Raw genomic sequence first — 16,765 nt, 5'->3', positions numbered from 1 at the left:
ACAATGAGTAAGTGGGATGAACAAATACTAGTAGTTAATAGAAAAGAATTATTTAATAATGAAGAAAATCATTTCTATGGATTTATAGAAAAAAATGATGAGAAAACTAAGAAAATTATTGATACATTTGAATCATATGAAGTAAAACGTCGTGGTGATATGGAAGAAGACCCTAATTATAAGCAATTGATTGGTTATGTTCTACTTAAAGATGAAGCCACAGGCGAGGTACTAGTTTACAAACGTTTAGTTGGTGGAGGAGAAGCGAGACTGCACGGGAAAGCATCTGTTGGTATTGGTGGACATATGAATGAAGTTGAAGGAAAAACAATTTTTGAAATGTTAAAAATTAATGCCGCACGTGAATTAAATGAGGAAGTTGGAGTTTCAGAAGAAGAAGCTTTAAATAACCTACATTTTATTGGTCTAATAAATGATGATAAGACAGAAGTTGGGCAAGTCCATGTAGGCGTTGTTTATGAGTGTAAAGTAGATAAACAACGTGTAGAAGTTAAGGAAGATGATACTCTTGTTATAAAATGGATGACAGGAGAAGAGGCCAAAGCAGAAGAAAATTATGAGACTTGGTCAGAATTTTTAAAACCAATTTTTTAATAAATAAAGATGAACTTTTATAGGTTCATCTTTATTCGTTAAATTAGTAATATTAATTATATGACGTTATAAAATCTTACATAATATTGAAAAAAATATTACTTAAATGTAATATTAAATTATGAAATTTAAAACATAGTAGTAATTAATAGTTAATACTAAACAGTATTATTCTGTTTAAAAAATTAATATAAAATAAGAAAGGATGATAATATGTTTAATATTAAAATGGATATGATTCAAACGGTCGGATTGGCTGTTATTATATTAATTCTAGGAAGATTATTAAGGAAAAAGATTAAGTTTTTTGAGACTTATTGTATTCCTTCTCCCGTTGTTGGAGGTTTCTTATTTGCTATAATTAATTTAATTTTAAGAAAAACTAATTTAGTTATCTTCGAATTTGATAATACGTTACAAAGTTTCTTTATGACATTATTCTTTACAAGTATTGGTTTCAATGCGAGTTGGAGATTATTAAAAGTTGGTGGGAAAAAGGTAGTTATGTTCCTTATTATGGCTGTAATGTTAGTGATACTACAGAATGTTGTAGCTGTAGGAGTTGGGTATTTAACAGGTGTAGATCCGCTAATCGCATTACTAACTGGTTCAACTGCTATGACAGGTGGACATGGTACTGCAGCAGCGATGGCACCTATAGTAGAAGAATTAGGGCACACAGGGGCTAAGAGTGTTGCCATTGCAGCAGCTACTTTTGGGCTTATTGCAGGCTCTAGTCTAGGTGGTCCATTAGCAAATAGACTAATTAAAGGAAAGAAACTAGAGGTTGTAGCAGAGAAAGTAGATAATGAAAAAGTAAAAAATGATGAGTTTCTTTTTAATAACGATGTAAGAAAACTTGATGGGGAGAATTTTGCTAAAGCATTCTTTTTAATTTTATTATCGATGTTTATTGGTAGTTATGTTTCTACATTTTTAAATCAGTTTCTAAATTTTCCAAATTACATAGGACCAATGATTGTTGCGGCTGTTTTAAGAAATATATCTGATAATACAACTAAGTTTGATTTGCACTATGAAGAAGTACATATTTTAGAAGATGTTTCGTTAAACCTGTTCTTAGGAATGGCAATGATTAGTTTAAGATTATGGGAATTAAGTAGTGTAGCAGGCCAATTGGCAGTATTATTACTTGTACAAGCGCTTTTAGCATGGGTATTTATCTACTTTGTAACATTTAGATTTATGGGTAGAAATTATGATGCGGCAGTATTATCTGCAGGGCATGTAGGTTTTGGGCTTGGAGCAACTCCGAATGGTATTGCAAACATGCAAAGTGTTTGTGATAAATATAAACACTCACATATAGCATTCTTTGTGATGCCTATAGTCGGTGCATTGTTTATAGATTTCTTTAATGTAGCGATAATAAGTGGATTCTTCTCGTTCTTGTCGAGATAGAAGATTTTTGCTTGATTAAGTATCTTAATCAAGCTTTTTTTGAAACTGCTTGATGAATATTTTAATGTATAATATAATAGTAAAGATAGTTTTAACCATGTAATAGATTATTTGAGATAAGGAGAAAAAAGTGAAGAATAGGAAGTATTCTATAAGAAAAGTTTCTGCTGGTATTGCTAGTATTATTATTAGTTTAAATGTTTGGAAAATTGGCACGGTAAACGCTGCAACAAATTCTAATATATCAACTAGTAGTAAAGTTATTATTGGTAAAAATGGAGTTATACCGGATGTTAAGCCAAATCTATCAGGAAATGTAATAGAAGAACCTATAGGAGAACAACCTGTAAAATCAGAAGATAAATCATCCTATAAATCAATAGAAAAAACATCAGAGAAGTTGTCAGAAAAGACAATAGAAAAAACAGAGACTAAATCAGCAGAAAAACCTTCTGATAGATTATTTGATAGACTAGCAGAAAAAACAACAGAAAAACCAACAGAACAGTCACTTGACAAATCAATAGAAAAGCCAATAAAAGAATCGGCTATTAATTCTTTAGAAACAGATTCTAAAGAGGAAATTAAAAATGATATATTAGTCGGAAATTTATCTGGTCGTGAAATCAAGGTTTCTTTTAAAAGAGGGAGTATCTCTGTTGAGAAGTTGTATATAGAACCAATAAATGATAATCATTTAAACGAGACAATTAAGCATAAACTAGGTAGTGATTATAATATAATTGAGATATTTGAGATTCATTTCGAGAAAGATTACAAAAAAGTTGATATTAATATAGAAAGAACTGTGGCAGTCGCAGTTGTAAAAAAAGATAATTCTGAACTAGAAGTTTATCATATAGCTGATGGAAATAATCTTGAAAAGGTAAATAGCAGATACAATGTAGGCGAGTTAAAATTTAATATAAATCATTTCAGTAAGTTTACTATAGTAGAACGAATAAAAATAGGAGCGAAAGATTTAGAAGAAAGAGCTCAAATAGTAATCCCAGAAAAAAAAGAAAATAAAGAAAAAGAAGATGATGAATTACCTAAGACTAATAGTATTAAACAGATAAAAATACTACCTAAGACTGGTATAGCCGTAAACTCATTTATCTTTATAGGATTCTTTTTATTAATCGAAGCCATTATTATACGAAAAAAGAAAAATTACTATAACTAATTGAATATAAATAACATATGGATATCATACTGGAGTATACAGATGGTATCCATTTTTATGTTTTAAGTTAAATTGATATGTTTATTATTAGTAAATATTATCAATGAAATTTCAGTGTATGAATAATAAAAATAGATGCGAATAGTGAAGTTTAATTAAATTCAACTACTTTAAATCGTAAAGATACCTATTTACAACCATCAATTAATGTGGTAGAATAAATCGTAACTATTACGAATAAGTGTTAAGGAGAAAATAGTATGAACAAGAAAAAAAAGATTATTACTGGTGCATGTGGTTCATTAGTAATTGGTTTATCTGCATTCGTAGGATATGAATATGGAAAACACCAAACATATGAGACAACTCCACTAGTACAAAATACAGCACAAGCAAAAAAAATTAATTATTCCGATAAAGTTAGCTCGATAGTGGTAAGCGAAATTACTGAAGATGGTTATGTTACACTCCACGGAGATCACAGCCATTACGAAAAAGGATTAGTACCATATAACGCTAAAATTCTTGATTCATTAGTTTATAAAAATAAATACTACAAACTAAAAAATGAAGATATTCAATATGAACTTGCAGAAGGATACGTTATAAAGGTTAATGGTAAATATTACTACTATCCAAAAGAAGGAATTTCTCAAAATAATGTTGTAGATGAAAATACTGCAAAAGAAATTTCAGCACACGCACATCATCATCACCATCATGGTGACTCTAGCGAAACTAAAGAAAATGAAGATAGCTACACATTTAATCCAAAAGATATTGTAAGTGAAACTCAAGATGGCTATGTAGTTCGCCATGGAGATCACTTCCACTATATTAGGAAAAATGAATTATCATCTTCACAATTATCACAAGCAAAGCAATCTGGAGTTAATTCTTCTTTAGCATCAACAACTGCAGGAGTGACAATTCCAACGAGTGATGGCTATATTTTTAAAGGCGAAAGTGATATTATAGGAAGAAACAGTTTTGGCTTTATAGTTCAACACGGAAGTCACCAACATATTATCCCATATTCACAGTTAAGAGGAACACAATGGGAGTATTTATTAAATAATCAAGGAACTACAACTAGTAGCACTAATACGACAGTAATAAACACTCAAAAAACTAATATAGAAAATGACAATCATCATGATCATCAGGAATATTCATCAGAACATGTAGACGATAATAAATTTGATCCAGAAGATATAGTAAGTGAGGATGAAAATGGATATACAGTACGTCACGGGGACCACTTCCACTATATTCAAAAGAGTAAAGTAAACAAACCTAAAGAAAGCGTCAAACCAGCACCAACTATTCCTACTTTACCTGAGGTGAAAAATGAAGAGAAACCAAAAGTAGAAGAAGTAGTTGTAAGACCTAGCATTTTATTATTTGCTGGAATTCAATTTGAGACTAGTGATGGATTTAAACTATCTGAAGATAGTATAAGAACACCAACTTCAACAGGATTTTTTGTAGTTCATGGTGAACACCAACACTTTGTATTTTACAAACAATTAGTTAATTCTAAGTGGGAAAAACTTATTCCATATCAACATCTGAATCAAGCTAAAGAAGAGTACGACAAGTTAGAAAAAGAAGTTAATAAGAAGATTGATTATCTTTCTAAGAAACATAATTTAGGTAAAGAAAAATTTAGTTATGTAAGTACTTCTAATGGAGATGCAATATCTTATGATGGAAAAATAGAATTGTTAAAAGATATTAGTGTTAATGAAAAAATAGAAAATAATAATAATTCAGAAAGTAATACTACTTCTAATGTTGAGGGAAATAATCAAGAAAACATTAGAGAAGAAAAAGAAATTGAAGAAAAAATCGATTATGTTGCTAAACAATTAAATATAGATAAAAGTTCTATAAAAGTAATTGAAACAGCAGAAGGTAAGGCACTGGTATATCCACATGGAGATCATAGCCATACTATATTGGTTAAAGATGTAAATACATCTAAACCTTTGGCAGATCCACATAGTAATTTGGGAGCTGAGACGCTGAAAAAATTAGGGTTTGATGATGACATTATCCATGATATTCAACATGCATCAGCTGATACTGACTTTCCTACACAAGAAACAAGTGTAGAGAAAATGAAAGAGTGGTTAAAAACTGTTAAGTATCTAAACATAGGTCAAAATAAAGATCCACTTAAAAGAAATGGATTGGATCTTATGCCAAATATTGAGGTTCTAGGTATTGGATATACTTCTATCAATGACATTACACCTGTTTATAAATTCAAGAAATTGAAACAATTATACGTATCAAGAACAGGTATTAAAGATTATTCATTTATAAAAAATATTCCTACATTAGAAGGAATAGATTTCTCTGAAAATGATATACAAGATATTTCATTCTTAAAAGATTATCCAAATTTAAAATTGGTATCTGCTGCAGGAAATAATATAGAAAATATTGAAGTACTAAAAAATCTTACTAACTTAGAGTCGTTGAATTTAGACAATAACAAGATTAAGGATATCTCACCTCTAAAAGATTTAAATCACTTAAAAGCAGTTAGTCTTGAAAATAATAATATTACAAAATTAGATGCATTGAGTAACAAAAATGAATTAGAACGTTTATTCTTATCTAACAACAGTGGGTTAGAATTGTCGACCTTGAAAAATGATAATTTAGAACAGCTGACGGTGAATAATACTAATATAAGGGACTTGAGTGTTGTTTCTAACTTACCTAAGTTGAAAAAAATAGTGGCAAATGATAATAAAATAACAACATTATCTCATTTGAAAAATGCTAAAGTTTTAGAAAGTGTAGAAGTTAATAATAATAAAATTGATAGTTTAGATTTTGAAAACAGTACAATTACAAGTATAGAAATTAAAAACAATAAATTAGAAGATATTAATAACATTAATAAACTACCTGCACTTGAAAATTTAGATGCCAGTGCCAATAAAATTAGTGAGTTCCCATCTAATAAACAAGATAAATTGATTAATCTAACAGTAAATAACAATGTTATTAAATTAATGGAAAATGTAAATAATCTTACAGCCCTAAAATACTTAACAATGTCAAATAACTATGTATCTACATTAGCATTAAAAGAAAAAAATAAAACTTTAGAATACCTAGATATAAGTCATAATACTCTTCCAAAAGAAGAGTTAGAAATTCCAAGTGATGGAAATATTCCAAAAGGAATAATGAGTAATTTTGAAAAAGTTGAAGGAGGAGATATAAAAGATAACTATACATTGTCTGCTGATTTTATTACAGAGCAAGCAGAAAAATTACAAGAAGAAATATTAAAACTTAAAGAAGAGAAAAAATTATCTTCAGAAGTCGCTGATGAATTAAAACAAAAAGCTCGTATTATTTATCTTGATATGTCTTACAGTGTAGATCAAAGTAGAAATAAACAAATTGATTTAGAAAAACAATTGAGTGAAATAAGAAAACAAGTTAAAGAAAATTTAGTTGAACCAACTAACGAGATAGCTAATAAAGAAAATTCAGCTACCGAGTCGCCTAATACAGAAGCTGAGCATGCTTCAGAAGTAGCAAATCATAATGAAGTAGAAGAACATGATTTTGTATTCGATGTGAATAATATTGTTAGTGAAGAAGCAGATGGCTATATTGTAAAACATGGTGATCATAATCACTTCGTTAAAAAATCTGATTTATCAGCTAAACAATTAGAAGAAGCAAAAGAATTTTTGGCTAAGAAAGGTGAAGCAACAACTGAAGATAAAGCAACATTAGACAGCAAGAAAAATTATATTTCTCTATTCTATGGAATAAATGTTAGTGATATTTCAGTTGAGAGTAACATGTTAGTATTTAACTATAACGGAGTAGTTAAACGTATTGCACTTAGAGATATAACTGTTCCAGCGATGAGTTCAGATTTAGAAGGAGATTTTGAAAAAGAAATAACAGCATTGGCAAGCAGTATGAATACAACAGTTGAACATATTCAGGTACAAGATGGACAAATGATAGTAAATCATGGTGATCACAACCATTATTATCCAATTAAGAGTCCTGGATGGAGATTATATAATCAAAACAAAATACCCTATATAGAGATTCCAAAAGTAAATGGGAATATTGATGAAGCTGTAGTTAATAGTAGATTAACAGAATTAGAAAATAAAGCTCAGACTATACTTGCTAATAATCCAGCGAAATTAAGAAAAGTACTAAATTGGTTGAATAACTTTAGAGACGTTAGTTTAGCCTGGCATGTTACAGCAACAGATGGTTATTTACAAGCATTAGATAAGTTTGAAAAAACTCAAATTAGTGCATAACTTTATATTATAAAAAATAAAAGATAGTGGAGTGGGAAGAGATAACCTAAAGCTATTATCTTTTTATAAAGGTTTTTTAGTTGATACGGACTGGGAAAAAGACTCAAGGAGTTTATGTAAACTCTTTGAGTCTTTCTTTATAGGTTCTTTATTTATTGTTTTAGAGAATAATTAACTAGTCTCTTTCAATTTTAGTGATTCCTCTCATGTATGGACGAAGAACCTCGGGTACCGTGATAGAACCATCTTCATTTTGATAGTTTTCGATAATAGCTGCTAGACAACGTCCTACCGCTAATCCAGAACCGTTTAATGTGTGAAGGAATTCAACTTTTCCAGTATCTTCACGTTTGAAACGCATGTTTGCACGACGCGCTTGGAAATCTGTACAGTTTGAACAAGAACTGATTTCTTTATATGCATTATAACTTGGTAACCAAACTTCGATATCGTAAGTTTTAGCACTAGAGAATCCTGTATCTCCAGAACATAGAGTAATTACACGATATGGTAAGTTTAATTTTTTAAGGATATTTTCAGCATGTCCTGTCATTATTTCTAATTGTTCGTATGAATTTTCAGGTTTAGCAAAGCGAACCATTTCTACTTTATTGAATTGGTGAAGACGGATTAATCCACGAGTATCACGACCTGCGCTTCCTGCTTCAGATCTGAAACAGATACTGAATGCTGTAACTCCTTTTGGTAACATATCTTCAGTTAAGATCTCTCCATTGTAGTAGTTTGTTAATGGAACTTCGGCCGTTGGGATAAGAGTTAAACCTTCTGATTCAACTGTATATACATCTTCAACGAATTTAGGAAATTGACCTGTACCAAATAGTGCAGTTCTATTAACTAATTGAGGTACCATGAATTCTTCATATCCATGTTCAACAACGTGAGTATCAATCATAAAGTTGATTAATGCACGTTCAAGAAGAGCTCCAGCTTTTTTGTAGTATACGAATCTACTTCCAGAGATTTTGGCTGCACGTTCGAAATCTGCAATGTCTAATTCTTCAACTAAATCCCAGTGGGCTTTTGGTTCAAAGTCAAATTCTCTTACTTGTCCAATACGACGAACTTCGATGTTTTCATCTTCATCTTCACCGATAGGAGTCTCATCAGAGATAAGGTTAGGGATTCTAATAATTTTTTCATTAATTTCTTCTGCGATTTGTTTAACTTCAATATCACGAGTTGTAATTTCATCAGAAACTTTTTTCATATCAGCTATTACATCTGAAGCATCTTCACGTTTTCTTTTTAAGATTGCAATCTCTTCACTTTTTTTGTTACGAAGTGCTTTTAGATCTTCCACTTGAACAAGTAGCTCACGACGTTTTTTATCTAAGTCGATAAGTAGATCAACTACATCTGTTTCTAAGTTTCTTGCTGCTAATTTTTCTTTTACCATTTCAGGATTTGCTCTGAATAATTTAATATCTAACATAATTATATGCTCCTTCTAAATAATTTATTTTGATTGAATTTTACAAGTAAAATAAAAAATCCCTTACGTCAAAGACGCAAGGGACGATTAATTTCTATACCGTGGTTCCACCCAAATTCAATCTAAAAGATTCTTGTAAATTAATTTGATATTATTTATAGTAGAATTTTAAAATAAACAATAAGCACTTTCAGCATCTGTGCCCTCTCTGGGAATGTTTTTAGATTAAAACATGTCTATAATCAAATTTTATATATCTATTTAACCTAATTTTACTCTATTTTTATCTTTTTTGTCAAGTCTTTTTAGATTATTTCTCTTCTGTTTGGTTGTTGGTTGTTTCTTCTTTTGATGTAGTACTGTTAGAAGTATCTTCTTTTTCTGTGTTGTTTTTTGGCTCTACTGTAGTTGTATTGTTGCTACTAGAAACTTTGTTTTCTGAGTTAAGAGTCGTACTATTTTCATTTTCTGTTGAAGGTTCTTTTGGTTTAGCACTTGCTAATAATGCAGCAAGTAATCTGTCGATATCATTAATTAGTATCGTTTCAGCTTTTCCACCAAGTGTGAAGTTTACCGCTTTTCCATATGGTGTTTCAATAATATTCAGCGAATCTGGAGAAAGTTTAAAGATTCCCGCAAGTAAGTTTACTTTTGCAGTTTCTGCTGGAGTAAGTTCTACTTTTTTATTATCTGTCGTATTATTTTCTTCTTTAGGAGTACTTACTTCATTGTTTGGTTGATTTCCAGTGTTACTTTCATTATTTGTGTTATTATCTTTTTCTTCTTCTGGTTTTACTTCAGTGGCTGGAGTAGTTAATTCAGTTTTCTCTGTTGTTTTATTTGCATATTTTTCAAAATCTGCTTTGTCATACTTGGCATTAGAGAATTCGATTGGGAATGAAGGATCGTTTGCTTCTTTAGCGAATTGTTCAGCTGAAGAGCGAAGTGTTGCACCATCACTGTCAGTCTCATTTAATTTATTATATTTTTCACCAAATTCTACTTTTGAACTTTCATTGTGTTCTAGTGCGTAGTGAAGAGCATTTTTCGCATTAATAAGTCTTGTAACAAGTGTTCTCATAGGGGTTCTAGTGATGAATGCTTGAGATTCATATGAATCTTTTACAAGAGAAGCAAGTTCTTCACGTAGTTGGTTATCAATCTTATCACTATCTATATTCTCCAAGAAGTATTTGATGTAACTTACAGTTGTAATACTTTCACGATCTTCAAATTTTTGAAGTTCATCTAGCATATGACTAACTTTATTTAGTGTATTAGCATCTTTATTTGAGCTAGCTTCATTTAACTCATTAGTTAAGTCAGTTTTTGAAAGACCATATTTTTCAATATCAGTATCTTTGATTCTATTTAGTAGAGTATTATATTTTTTAACTAATTCATCATTTTTAGAAGTATTCGCATTAGCTTCTTCTTGAATGTATTTTTTGTCAAAATTATTCAACATTTCAAGGTATCCGTCAGTAGAGTTGGTTGGTAATTCTTCTATTGTTGCGCGTAATTGATCTAGTGCACGATTTACACGGTTTGCTTGCTTTTTATCATTGCTGTGTTTAGCAAGGTTATTAGCTTTAAGTTCCTCGATACGTTTGAATACAGCTTCTTTATCAAAGTCTCCCGCAACATAGTTTCCTGTGATATTAGGAATTCTATTTTTGTAGTAGATGTCAGCTCCTTTAGATAAAATTTTAACAAAATGATCATGATCTCCATGAGGAATTACAAATTTATCCCCGTCACGTTTGATTTTATCTGCAGGAATACCTGTACGTTTTGATAAAGCAAGTAATTCATTTTCAAAATCCACTTCATCATCACCTGTAACTTCTGGAATATGGAATTTCTCGCGAGGAATTAGATATGGGTGAATGTGTGTTGGATCGTAAGCATGAGCTGGTTCATTAAATACGAAGAAATCTTTTGTTACTTTAACAGCTTCTTTTGGTACTCCGTAAACTTCAGCGATGTAATTAATTTGTTTTTGGATCTCTTCAGTTATTGTAACATCAGTTTCATCAATATGAATTGCATTTAATAATACAATGTGACTATGATCACCATGAGGGTAAGCTAATGCTTGACCATTTTCAGTTTCTACTAATTTAATAAGTTTAGGGTCAATTCCTAGTATTTTAGCTAGGTGATTAATTTTTTTAGTCACTTCTTCAGAATAATTTTCTTTAATTTCTTTTTCTGTATTATTTTCTTCTTTGTTGTTTTCTACTGGCTTTTCAGTAGGTGCTTCAGTTACATCGTTAACATTAATATCATCTAATAATGTTGTTTTACCGTCATATGAAAGGGCATCTCCTTTTTCCGTAGATACATATTTAATTGTATTTTTATTAATGTTATTTTTACTTGATAAATAGTTTATTTTTTCAGTTACTTTATCTTCTAATTCCTTATATTCTTTTTTAGCTTGTTCTAAATATTTTTCAGGAATTAATTTTTCAAATTTAGAATTTACTAATTGTTTGTAGTATACAAAGTGTTGGTGTCCATTATGATCAACCACTAATCCTAATGAATTCGGAGTGCCAACAGTATTTTCGTTTAAAACAAAACCATCGCTAGTCTCAAATTGAACTCCAGCAAATGATAAAATGCTAGGTCTTACAACTGTTTCTTCTACTTTTGGTTTCTCTTCATTTTTTACCTCAGGTAAAGTAGGAGTTGGAATAACTGGAGCTGGCTTAACAGTTTCAGCAGGTTTTTCTACCTTATTCTTTGGAATATAGTGGAAATGATCTCCATGACGTACTGTATATCCATTTTCATCTTCACTTACGATATCTTTTGGATCAAATTTATAATCATCTTCATGTTCTGATGAATGTTCATGATGATTGTCATTTACTATATTAGTTTTTGGAGTGTTTACTACTGTTGTATTAGTGTTGTTAGTTGTAGCTCCTTGATTATTTAATAAATACTCCCATTGTGTTCCTCTTAACTGTGAATATGGGATAATATGTTGGTGACTTCCGTGTTGAACTATAAAGCCAAAACTGTTTCTTCCTATAATATCACTTTCGCCTTTAAAGATATAGCCATCACTCGTTGGAGTTGTTACTCCTGCAGCTGATGATGCTAAAGAAGGATTAACTCCAGATTCTTTTGCTTGTGATAATTGAGAAGCTGATAACTCACTTTTCTTAATATAGTGGAAGTGATCGCCGTGACGAACAACGTAACCATCTTGAGTTTCACTTACTATGTCTTTTGGATTAAATGTGTAGTTATCTCCACTTCCTTTAGATTCACTATGGTGGTGATGGTGATGATGTGCGTGTGCTGAGATTTCTTTTCCAGTATTTTCGTCAACAACATTATTTTGAGTAATACCTTCTTTAGGATAGTAGTAATATTTACCGTTGACTTTTATAACATAACCTTCTGCAAGTTCATACTGAATATCTTCATTTTTTAGTTTATAATCTTTGTTTTTATAAACTAATGAATCAAGAATTTTAGCGTTATATGGTACTAATCCTTTTTCGTAATGGCTGTGATTTCCGTGGAGTGTAACATAACCATCTTCAGTAATTTCACTTACCACTACCGAGCTAACTTTGTCAGAGTAATTAATTTTTTTTGCTTGTGCTGTATTTTGTACTAGCGGTGCTGTTTCATATGCTTGATGTTTCCCGTATTCGTATCCTGCAAATGCAGATAGTCCGATTACTAACGAACCGCATGCACCAGTAATAATTATTTTTTTCTTGTTCATTCTCTTTTCTCCTTAATCATTCAATTCAAAACAATTCCGATTTATTATAACATGATTATTTACGATTGTAAATAGTTGTGTTTACGATTTGTGAAAAAATATTGCTGATATATTTGTATATACTTAATTATTTTAAAAATATAATAATTTTATGATATTTAGAAAGCGAAATTATATTTTTTAATTAAAAGCTATGTTATAATAAATAATAGTATAATCAGAAAGGAGGAACAGTTATGACACAATTTGATTTTAAAAAGTTGGTTGATGCTGAGTATTTATTAAATAATAGAACAAATAACAATGTAGTTGTCATAGATGCACGTGGAGGAATGCTTGAAGAAGGTTCTTTAATGTATGACAAAGCAATTGTTGTTGATTGGACTGATATAAGTTTGCTTGGAGAATTTGGTGGAGAAGAACTGGGAAAATTATTATCTAAAGAGAATTATCAACAAATTTTTTCTAAACTAGGAATTACCGATGAATCTGAAGTACTAGTATATGGTTTTACCATGCCTGAACAAGGATTTGGAGATGAAGCAAGAGTTCTGTATACATTTAGTTATGCAGGATTTGATAATGTTAAATTTATCGATGGTGGATATAAACAAGTTGAAAAATTAGGATTTAATAAAAATTATGAACCATCAATTGACAGAATTGATGTTAACGATGTAGTTCGTAGCGAAGCAACTCAAAATGATAAAGCTATTTATACAGACGAATTATTATTAAAAATAGGTAATACAGATGTTCAAATTATTGATACTAGATTAGAAGTTGAATATAATGGTCGTGTAATTTATGGAGAGAATAAAGCAGGTCATATTCCTGGTGCAATTTCACTTCCATTTAATACGTTAGTTGATAATAATGGATTCTTAAAATCTAGAGAAGAATTAGAAAAATATGTAACTGACAGAGGCTTAGATAAAAATAAACTACAGGTTACTTATTGTACTACTGGAGTTCGTGCTTCGTACGTTGCGGTAATATTAGAAGAGTTAGGTTTTAAAGTACGAAATTATGAACCTTCATTTGCAAGATATGCTAATGTTGGAGAAGTAGTATTAGATTAAAATAATAAGGAGAAATATTATAGAAAATGAATGATATGACAGGATATCTATTTTGGGGATTTTTAATTGTTTATGGAGTGGTAATGTTTTTATTATCACCTAAGAAAGTAACAGAAGCAGGATTCTTTAGAGGTGATGGTAACAGAGGTGAAAAACCTACTGAGATGATGCTTATGTTAAGTATTTTTATAAGTTGGATTTTTGCTAAATCTGTAACAAATGCTGCAAACTTAGGTGCTCAATATGGATTTGTAGGTGGATTAGCCTATGCAACATATTGGCTTTGTATTCCTATTTGTGGTTTAGCAATTTATAGATTAAGAACAAAGTACCAAGCAAAAGGATTAGTAAGTTTCTTAACTTCTAATTATGGAAAGGCAGCTTCTGTTGTATTTTCAGCAGCGATACTTATTCGTTTATTTAATGAAGTATGGAGTAATACTTCTGTTGTAGGTGGATATTATGGGAAAGCAGGTAGTAAAGAGTTTATTATCTCTGCAATTCTATTTACTGCTATTACTTTGGGGTATACTGTACTTGGTGGATTAAGAAGCTCAATCGTAACTGATGTTATTCAAGCCGTTATTTTTATATTCTTTGTTGGTTGGGTAGTTACTTTAATTTTACCGCAACACAACATTAGTGATTTTGTAACATCAGGTAATTGGGCGATGAACGCAGGTGTAGATATGTTACTAGTAACAATTCTACAATTATTTAGTTATCCATTCCATGATCCAGTACTTACAGATAGAGGATTCATAGCTAGTGAGAAGACTATGCTTCGTGCATTTTTCGTATCTGGTATACTAGGATTCTTCTCTATTCTAATCTTTAGTTTTATTGGAATTCATGCGAAATTAATTGGAATGGAAGTAAGTAGCAACGTTCCAGCAGCTTTAGGTAAAACTTTAGGTGTCGTAGGGTATTTTGCTATGATAGTAGTAATGATATCGGCAGCAGGTTCTACGCTTGACTCTACATTTGCAAGTTTAGGGAAGTTAACTGCTAAGGACTTACCAGAAATGTCTAATAGAGGATTAAAAAATCCTAAGAAAGTAGCTGTTTTATTTATGATTGCATTTGCGATTATAGGTAATCTTCCAATGATTATGGGAACAGATATTCTTAAAGCTACAACGATTAGTGGAACAATGGTAATTGGACTAGCACCGATTTTCTTACTATACGGTTTTGTTAAACCAACAAAACTAGGATTCCACTTAAGTTTTTGGATTGGAATTATTTTAGGAATACTATTAACTATTAATTTAATTCCTACAAGTTGGGCTATTGGTACAGGTAAGAATGCATTACTACTAGGAGTTAATTTATACGGATTAATTTTGTGTACTATTGGTTATGTAGTGCCAGGAATGTTCGCAAAAAATAAATAAATATAATATAATAAAAGTAAAGATGGTAAGTCTTTACTTTTATTTTTAATTTGGAGAGAGTTGTATGGAAAAAGGTAGAAATTGTTCATTAGAGTATATTCTTCAAAAGGATTGGACAAAGAAAAGTAAAAAATTAGAAGAGGAAGTAATCTATATAGTTGGAGGATTATATGGAAATAGATATGCTTTAGAAATTATCAATAAGATGGCACATGATGAAAATGCGAAGGTAGTTTTTAATGGTGATATGCATTGGTTTGATATCGAAAAGGAAGATTTTTTAAAGATTGAAGAATTATCTAAAGATAGTATAAAACTTTTAGGAAATGTTGAATTTGAACTATTAAATAATACATCATCTTTAGGATGTGGATGTAATTATCCTGAGGACGTTAGTGATGGAGTAGTAGAACGATCAAACATTATTCATAATATGATGAAAGAAAATATTAAAGGTAATCAAATTCTTAATGACATAAAAGAACGTTCTAAAACCTTAGTTTTAGATTTTTTTGGTAAAAGGGTTGCAATTACTCATGGTGACGAAAAAAGTATGTCAGGTTGGGAATGTTCAAATGGGAATTTAAAATTAGTATCTAGAAAGAAAGAATTAGACAATTGGTTTAAAGAGAATGATATAGACATATTAGCGACTACACACACATGTCTACCAGTTGTATATAATAATGGAAGAAATATTGTTATTAATAATGGTGCGGCTGGAATGGCGAATATACAGGGGCGAACATTTGGTCTATTTACTAGAATAGCTAGAAGTAAGCATGAAAAAGCAATTATTTCACAAGAAATAGGTGAATTATTTGTTGAGTTAGTTAAAGTTGATTTTGATATAGAAAAATTCAAGTTATGGTTTGGAAAAATTTGGAGTGAGGGCTCACCAGCGAGTATTTCTTATAAGAATCGTATAATTAATGGAACATCATTAGCAATAGAAGATATTATTGTTTAGGAGGTCGTATGATTAGAAAAGCAACGAAAGAGGACTTTAGAGTAGTAGAAGGACTATTTAAGTTTATTAAGTCATTAGAGATAGATATATTTAAAGATTATTCAGAAGAGAAAGTTTTAAAGATTTTAGAATATGTATTTTCATCTGAATATGATAGATTTAGTTATAAAAATTGTACGGTATATGAAACTGAAGGTGTGATTAAAGGATTCTCTTTTACATATCATTATGATGAAGTCAATAAAATGAAAGAGTTTTGGTATGGTGAAATCATTAGTTACTTTGGTTTGAAAGAAGATACAATAATTTTCGATTATGATGAAGTGTTACAAGGAGAATTCTATTTAGATACATTATTTGTTTTTTCTAATGCTAGAGGAGAAGGTATTGGTAATAAACTATTAACAGAATTTGTTAATAGTGGAGAATCTAAGTTAAGTTTAAATGTTGCACAATCAAATAATAGAGTGAGAAAGTTATACGAAAGTTATGGATTTAAAAAAGAATGTGAAATATTTATAGGTCATGAGGAATATGATCATTTAATAAAAAGAAAATAAG

General features: G+C 30.2%; 10 protein-coding genes. 8 read left to right on the top strand and 2 right to left on the bottom strand.

Annotation, left to right across the window (positions count from 1 at the left end):
- Window positions 1-3 precede the first annotated feature (3 nt).
- The 4 genes from ACWOBP_RS04775 to ACWOBP_RS04760 all read left to right on the top strand — a co-directional run bounded on the left by ACWOBP_RS04775 (window position 4) and on the right by ACWOBP_RS04760 (window position 7,545).
- Window positions 4-615, top strand: coding sequence for an NUDIX domain-containing protein (locus ACWOBP_RS04775; RefSeq protein ID WP_455337700.1), 612 nt, complete (start codon window positions 4-6; stop codon window positions 613-615).
- 213 nt (window positions 616-828) lie between these two features.
- On the top strand, window positions 829-2,037 hold the full coding sequence (gene gltS, locus ACWOBP_RS04770) for a sodium/glutamate symporter (protein ID WP_455337699.1): 1,209 nt from the start codon (window positions 829-831) through the stop codon (window positions 2,035-2,037).
- A 130-nt stretch (window positions 2,038-2,167) separates the two neighbouring features.
- Window positions 2,168-3,223: a YSIRK-type signal peptide-containing protein gene (locus ACWOBP_RS04765; RefSeq protein WP_455337698.1), complete on the top strand. Its 1,056-nt coding sequence runs from the start codon at window positions 2,168-2,170 to the stop codon at window positions 3,221-3,223.
- Between the two features lie 260 nt (window positions 3,224-3,483).
- The gene (locus tag ACWOBP_RS04760) at window positions 3,484-7,545 is read left to right on the top strand and encodes a pneumococcal-type histidine triad protein (RefSeq protein WP_455337697.1); all 4,062 of its coding nucleotides are present in this window, start codon (window positions 3,484-3,486) and stop codon (window positions 7,543-7,545) included.
- Between the two features lie 175 nt (window positions 7,546-7,720).
- Here the strand turns inward: ACWOBP_RS04760 and serS are convergent, their stop codons facing one another.
- The gene (gene serS, locus ACWOBP_RS04755; RefSeq protein ID WP_455337696.1) at window positions 7,721-9,001 is read right to left on the bottom strand and encodes a serine--tRNA ligase; all 1,281 of its coding nucleotides are present in this window, start codon (window positions 8,999-9,001) and stop codon (window positions 7,721-7,723) included.
- 310 nt (window positions 9,002-9,311) lie between these two features.
- Window positions 9,312-12,755, bottom strand: coding sequence for a pneumococcal-type histidine triad protein (locus ACWOBP_RS04750; protein WP_455337695.1), 3,444 nt, complete (start codon window positions 12,753-12,755; stop codon window positions 9,312-9,314).
- Window positions 12,756-12,991: 236 nt separating this feature from the next.
- Between ACWOBP_RS04750 and ACWOBP_RS04745 the strand changes: the two genes are divergently transcribed.
- The 4 genes from ACWOBP_RS04745 to ACWOBP_RS04730 all read left to right on the top strand — a co-directional run bounded on the left by ACWOBP_RS04745 (window position 12,992) and on the right by ACWOBP_RS04730 (window position 16,764).
- Window positions 12,992-13,837: a sulfurtransferase gene (locus ACWOBP_RS04745; RefSeq protein WP_455337694.1), complete on the top strand. Its 846-nt coding sequence runs from the start codon at window positions 12,992-12,994 to the stop codon at window positions 13,835-13,837.
- A 26-nt stretch (window positions 13,838-13,863) separates the two neighbouring features.
- Window positions 13,864-15,234: a sodium:solute symporter family transporter gene (locus tag ACWOBP_RS04740; RefSeq protein ID WP_455337693.1), complete on the top strand. Its 1,371-nt coding sequence runs from the start codon at window positions 13,864-13,866 to the stop codon at window positions 15,232-15,234.
- A gap of 64 nt (window positions 15,235-15,298) precedes the next feature.
- On the top strand, window positions 15,299-16,204 hold the full coding sequence (locus ACWOBP_RS04735; RefSeq protein WP_455337692.1) for a metallophosphoesterase family protein: 906 nt from the start codon (window positions 15,299-15,301) through the stop codon (window positions 16,202-16,204).
- A gap of 8 nt (window positions 16,205-16,212) precedes the next feature.
- The gene (locus ACWOBP_RS04730; RefSeq protein WP_455337691.1) at window positions 16,213-16,764 is read left to right on the top strand and encodes a GNAT family N-acetyltransferase; all 552 of its coding nucleotides are present in this window, start codon (window positions 16,213-16,215) and stop codon (window positions 16,762-16,764) included.
- Window position 16,765: the final 1 nt, after the last annotated feature.

The sequence above is a fragment of the Gemella parahaemolysans genome, from assembly GCF_053758945.1.
The sequence above is the reverse complement of the archived record's forward strand: the minus strand, read 5'-3'. Positions and strand labels throughout refer to the sequence as shown.

Excerpts from the sequence above, each read along its gene's own strand:
- ACWOBP_RS04775 (WP_455337700.1), top strand. The coding sequence starts at position 4 with ATGAGTAAGTGGGATGAACAAATACTAGTAGTTAATAGAAAAGAATTA.
- gltS (WP_455337699.1), top strand. The coding sequence starts at position 829 with ATGTTTAATATTAAAATGGATATGATTCAAACGGTCGGATTGGCTGTT.
- ACWOBP_RS04760 (WP_455337697.1), top strand. The coding sequence starts at position 3,484 with ATGAACAAGAAAAAAAAGATTATTACTGGTGCATGTGGTTCATTAGTA.
- serS (WP_455337696.1), bottom strand. The coding sequence starts at position 9,001 with ATGTTAGATATTAAATTATTCAGAGCAAATCCTGAAATGGTAAAAGAA.
- ACWOBP_RS04750 (WP_455337695.1), bottom strand. The coding sequence starts at position 12,755 with ATGAACAAGAAAAAAATAATTATTACTGGTGCATGCGGTTCGTTAGTA.
- ACWOBP_RS04745 (WP_455337694.1), top strand. The coding sequence starts at position 12,992 with ATGACACAATTTGATTTTAAAAAGTTGGTTGATGCTGAGTATTTATTA.
- ACWOBP_RS04740 (WP_455337693.1), top strand. The coding sequence starts at position 13,864 with ATGAATGATATGACAGGATATCTATTTTGGGGATTTTTAATTGTTTAT.
- ACWOBP_RS04735 (WP_455337692.1), top strand. The coding sequence starts at position 15,299 with ATGGAAAAAGGTAGAAATTGTTCATTAGAGTATATTCTTCAAAAGGAT.
- ACWOBP_RS04730 (WP_455337691.1), top strand. The coding sequence starts at position 16,213 with ATGATTAGAAAAGCAACGAAAGAGGACTTTAGAGTAGTAGAAGGACTA.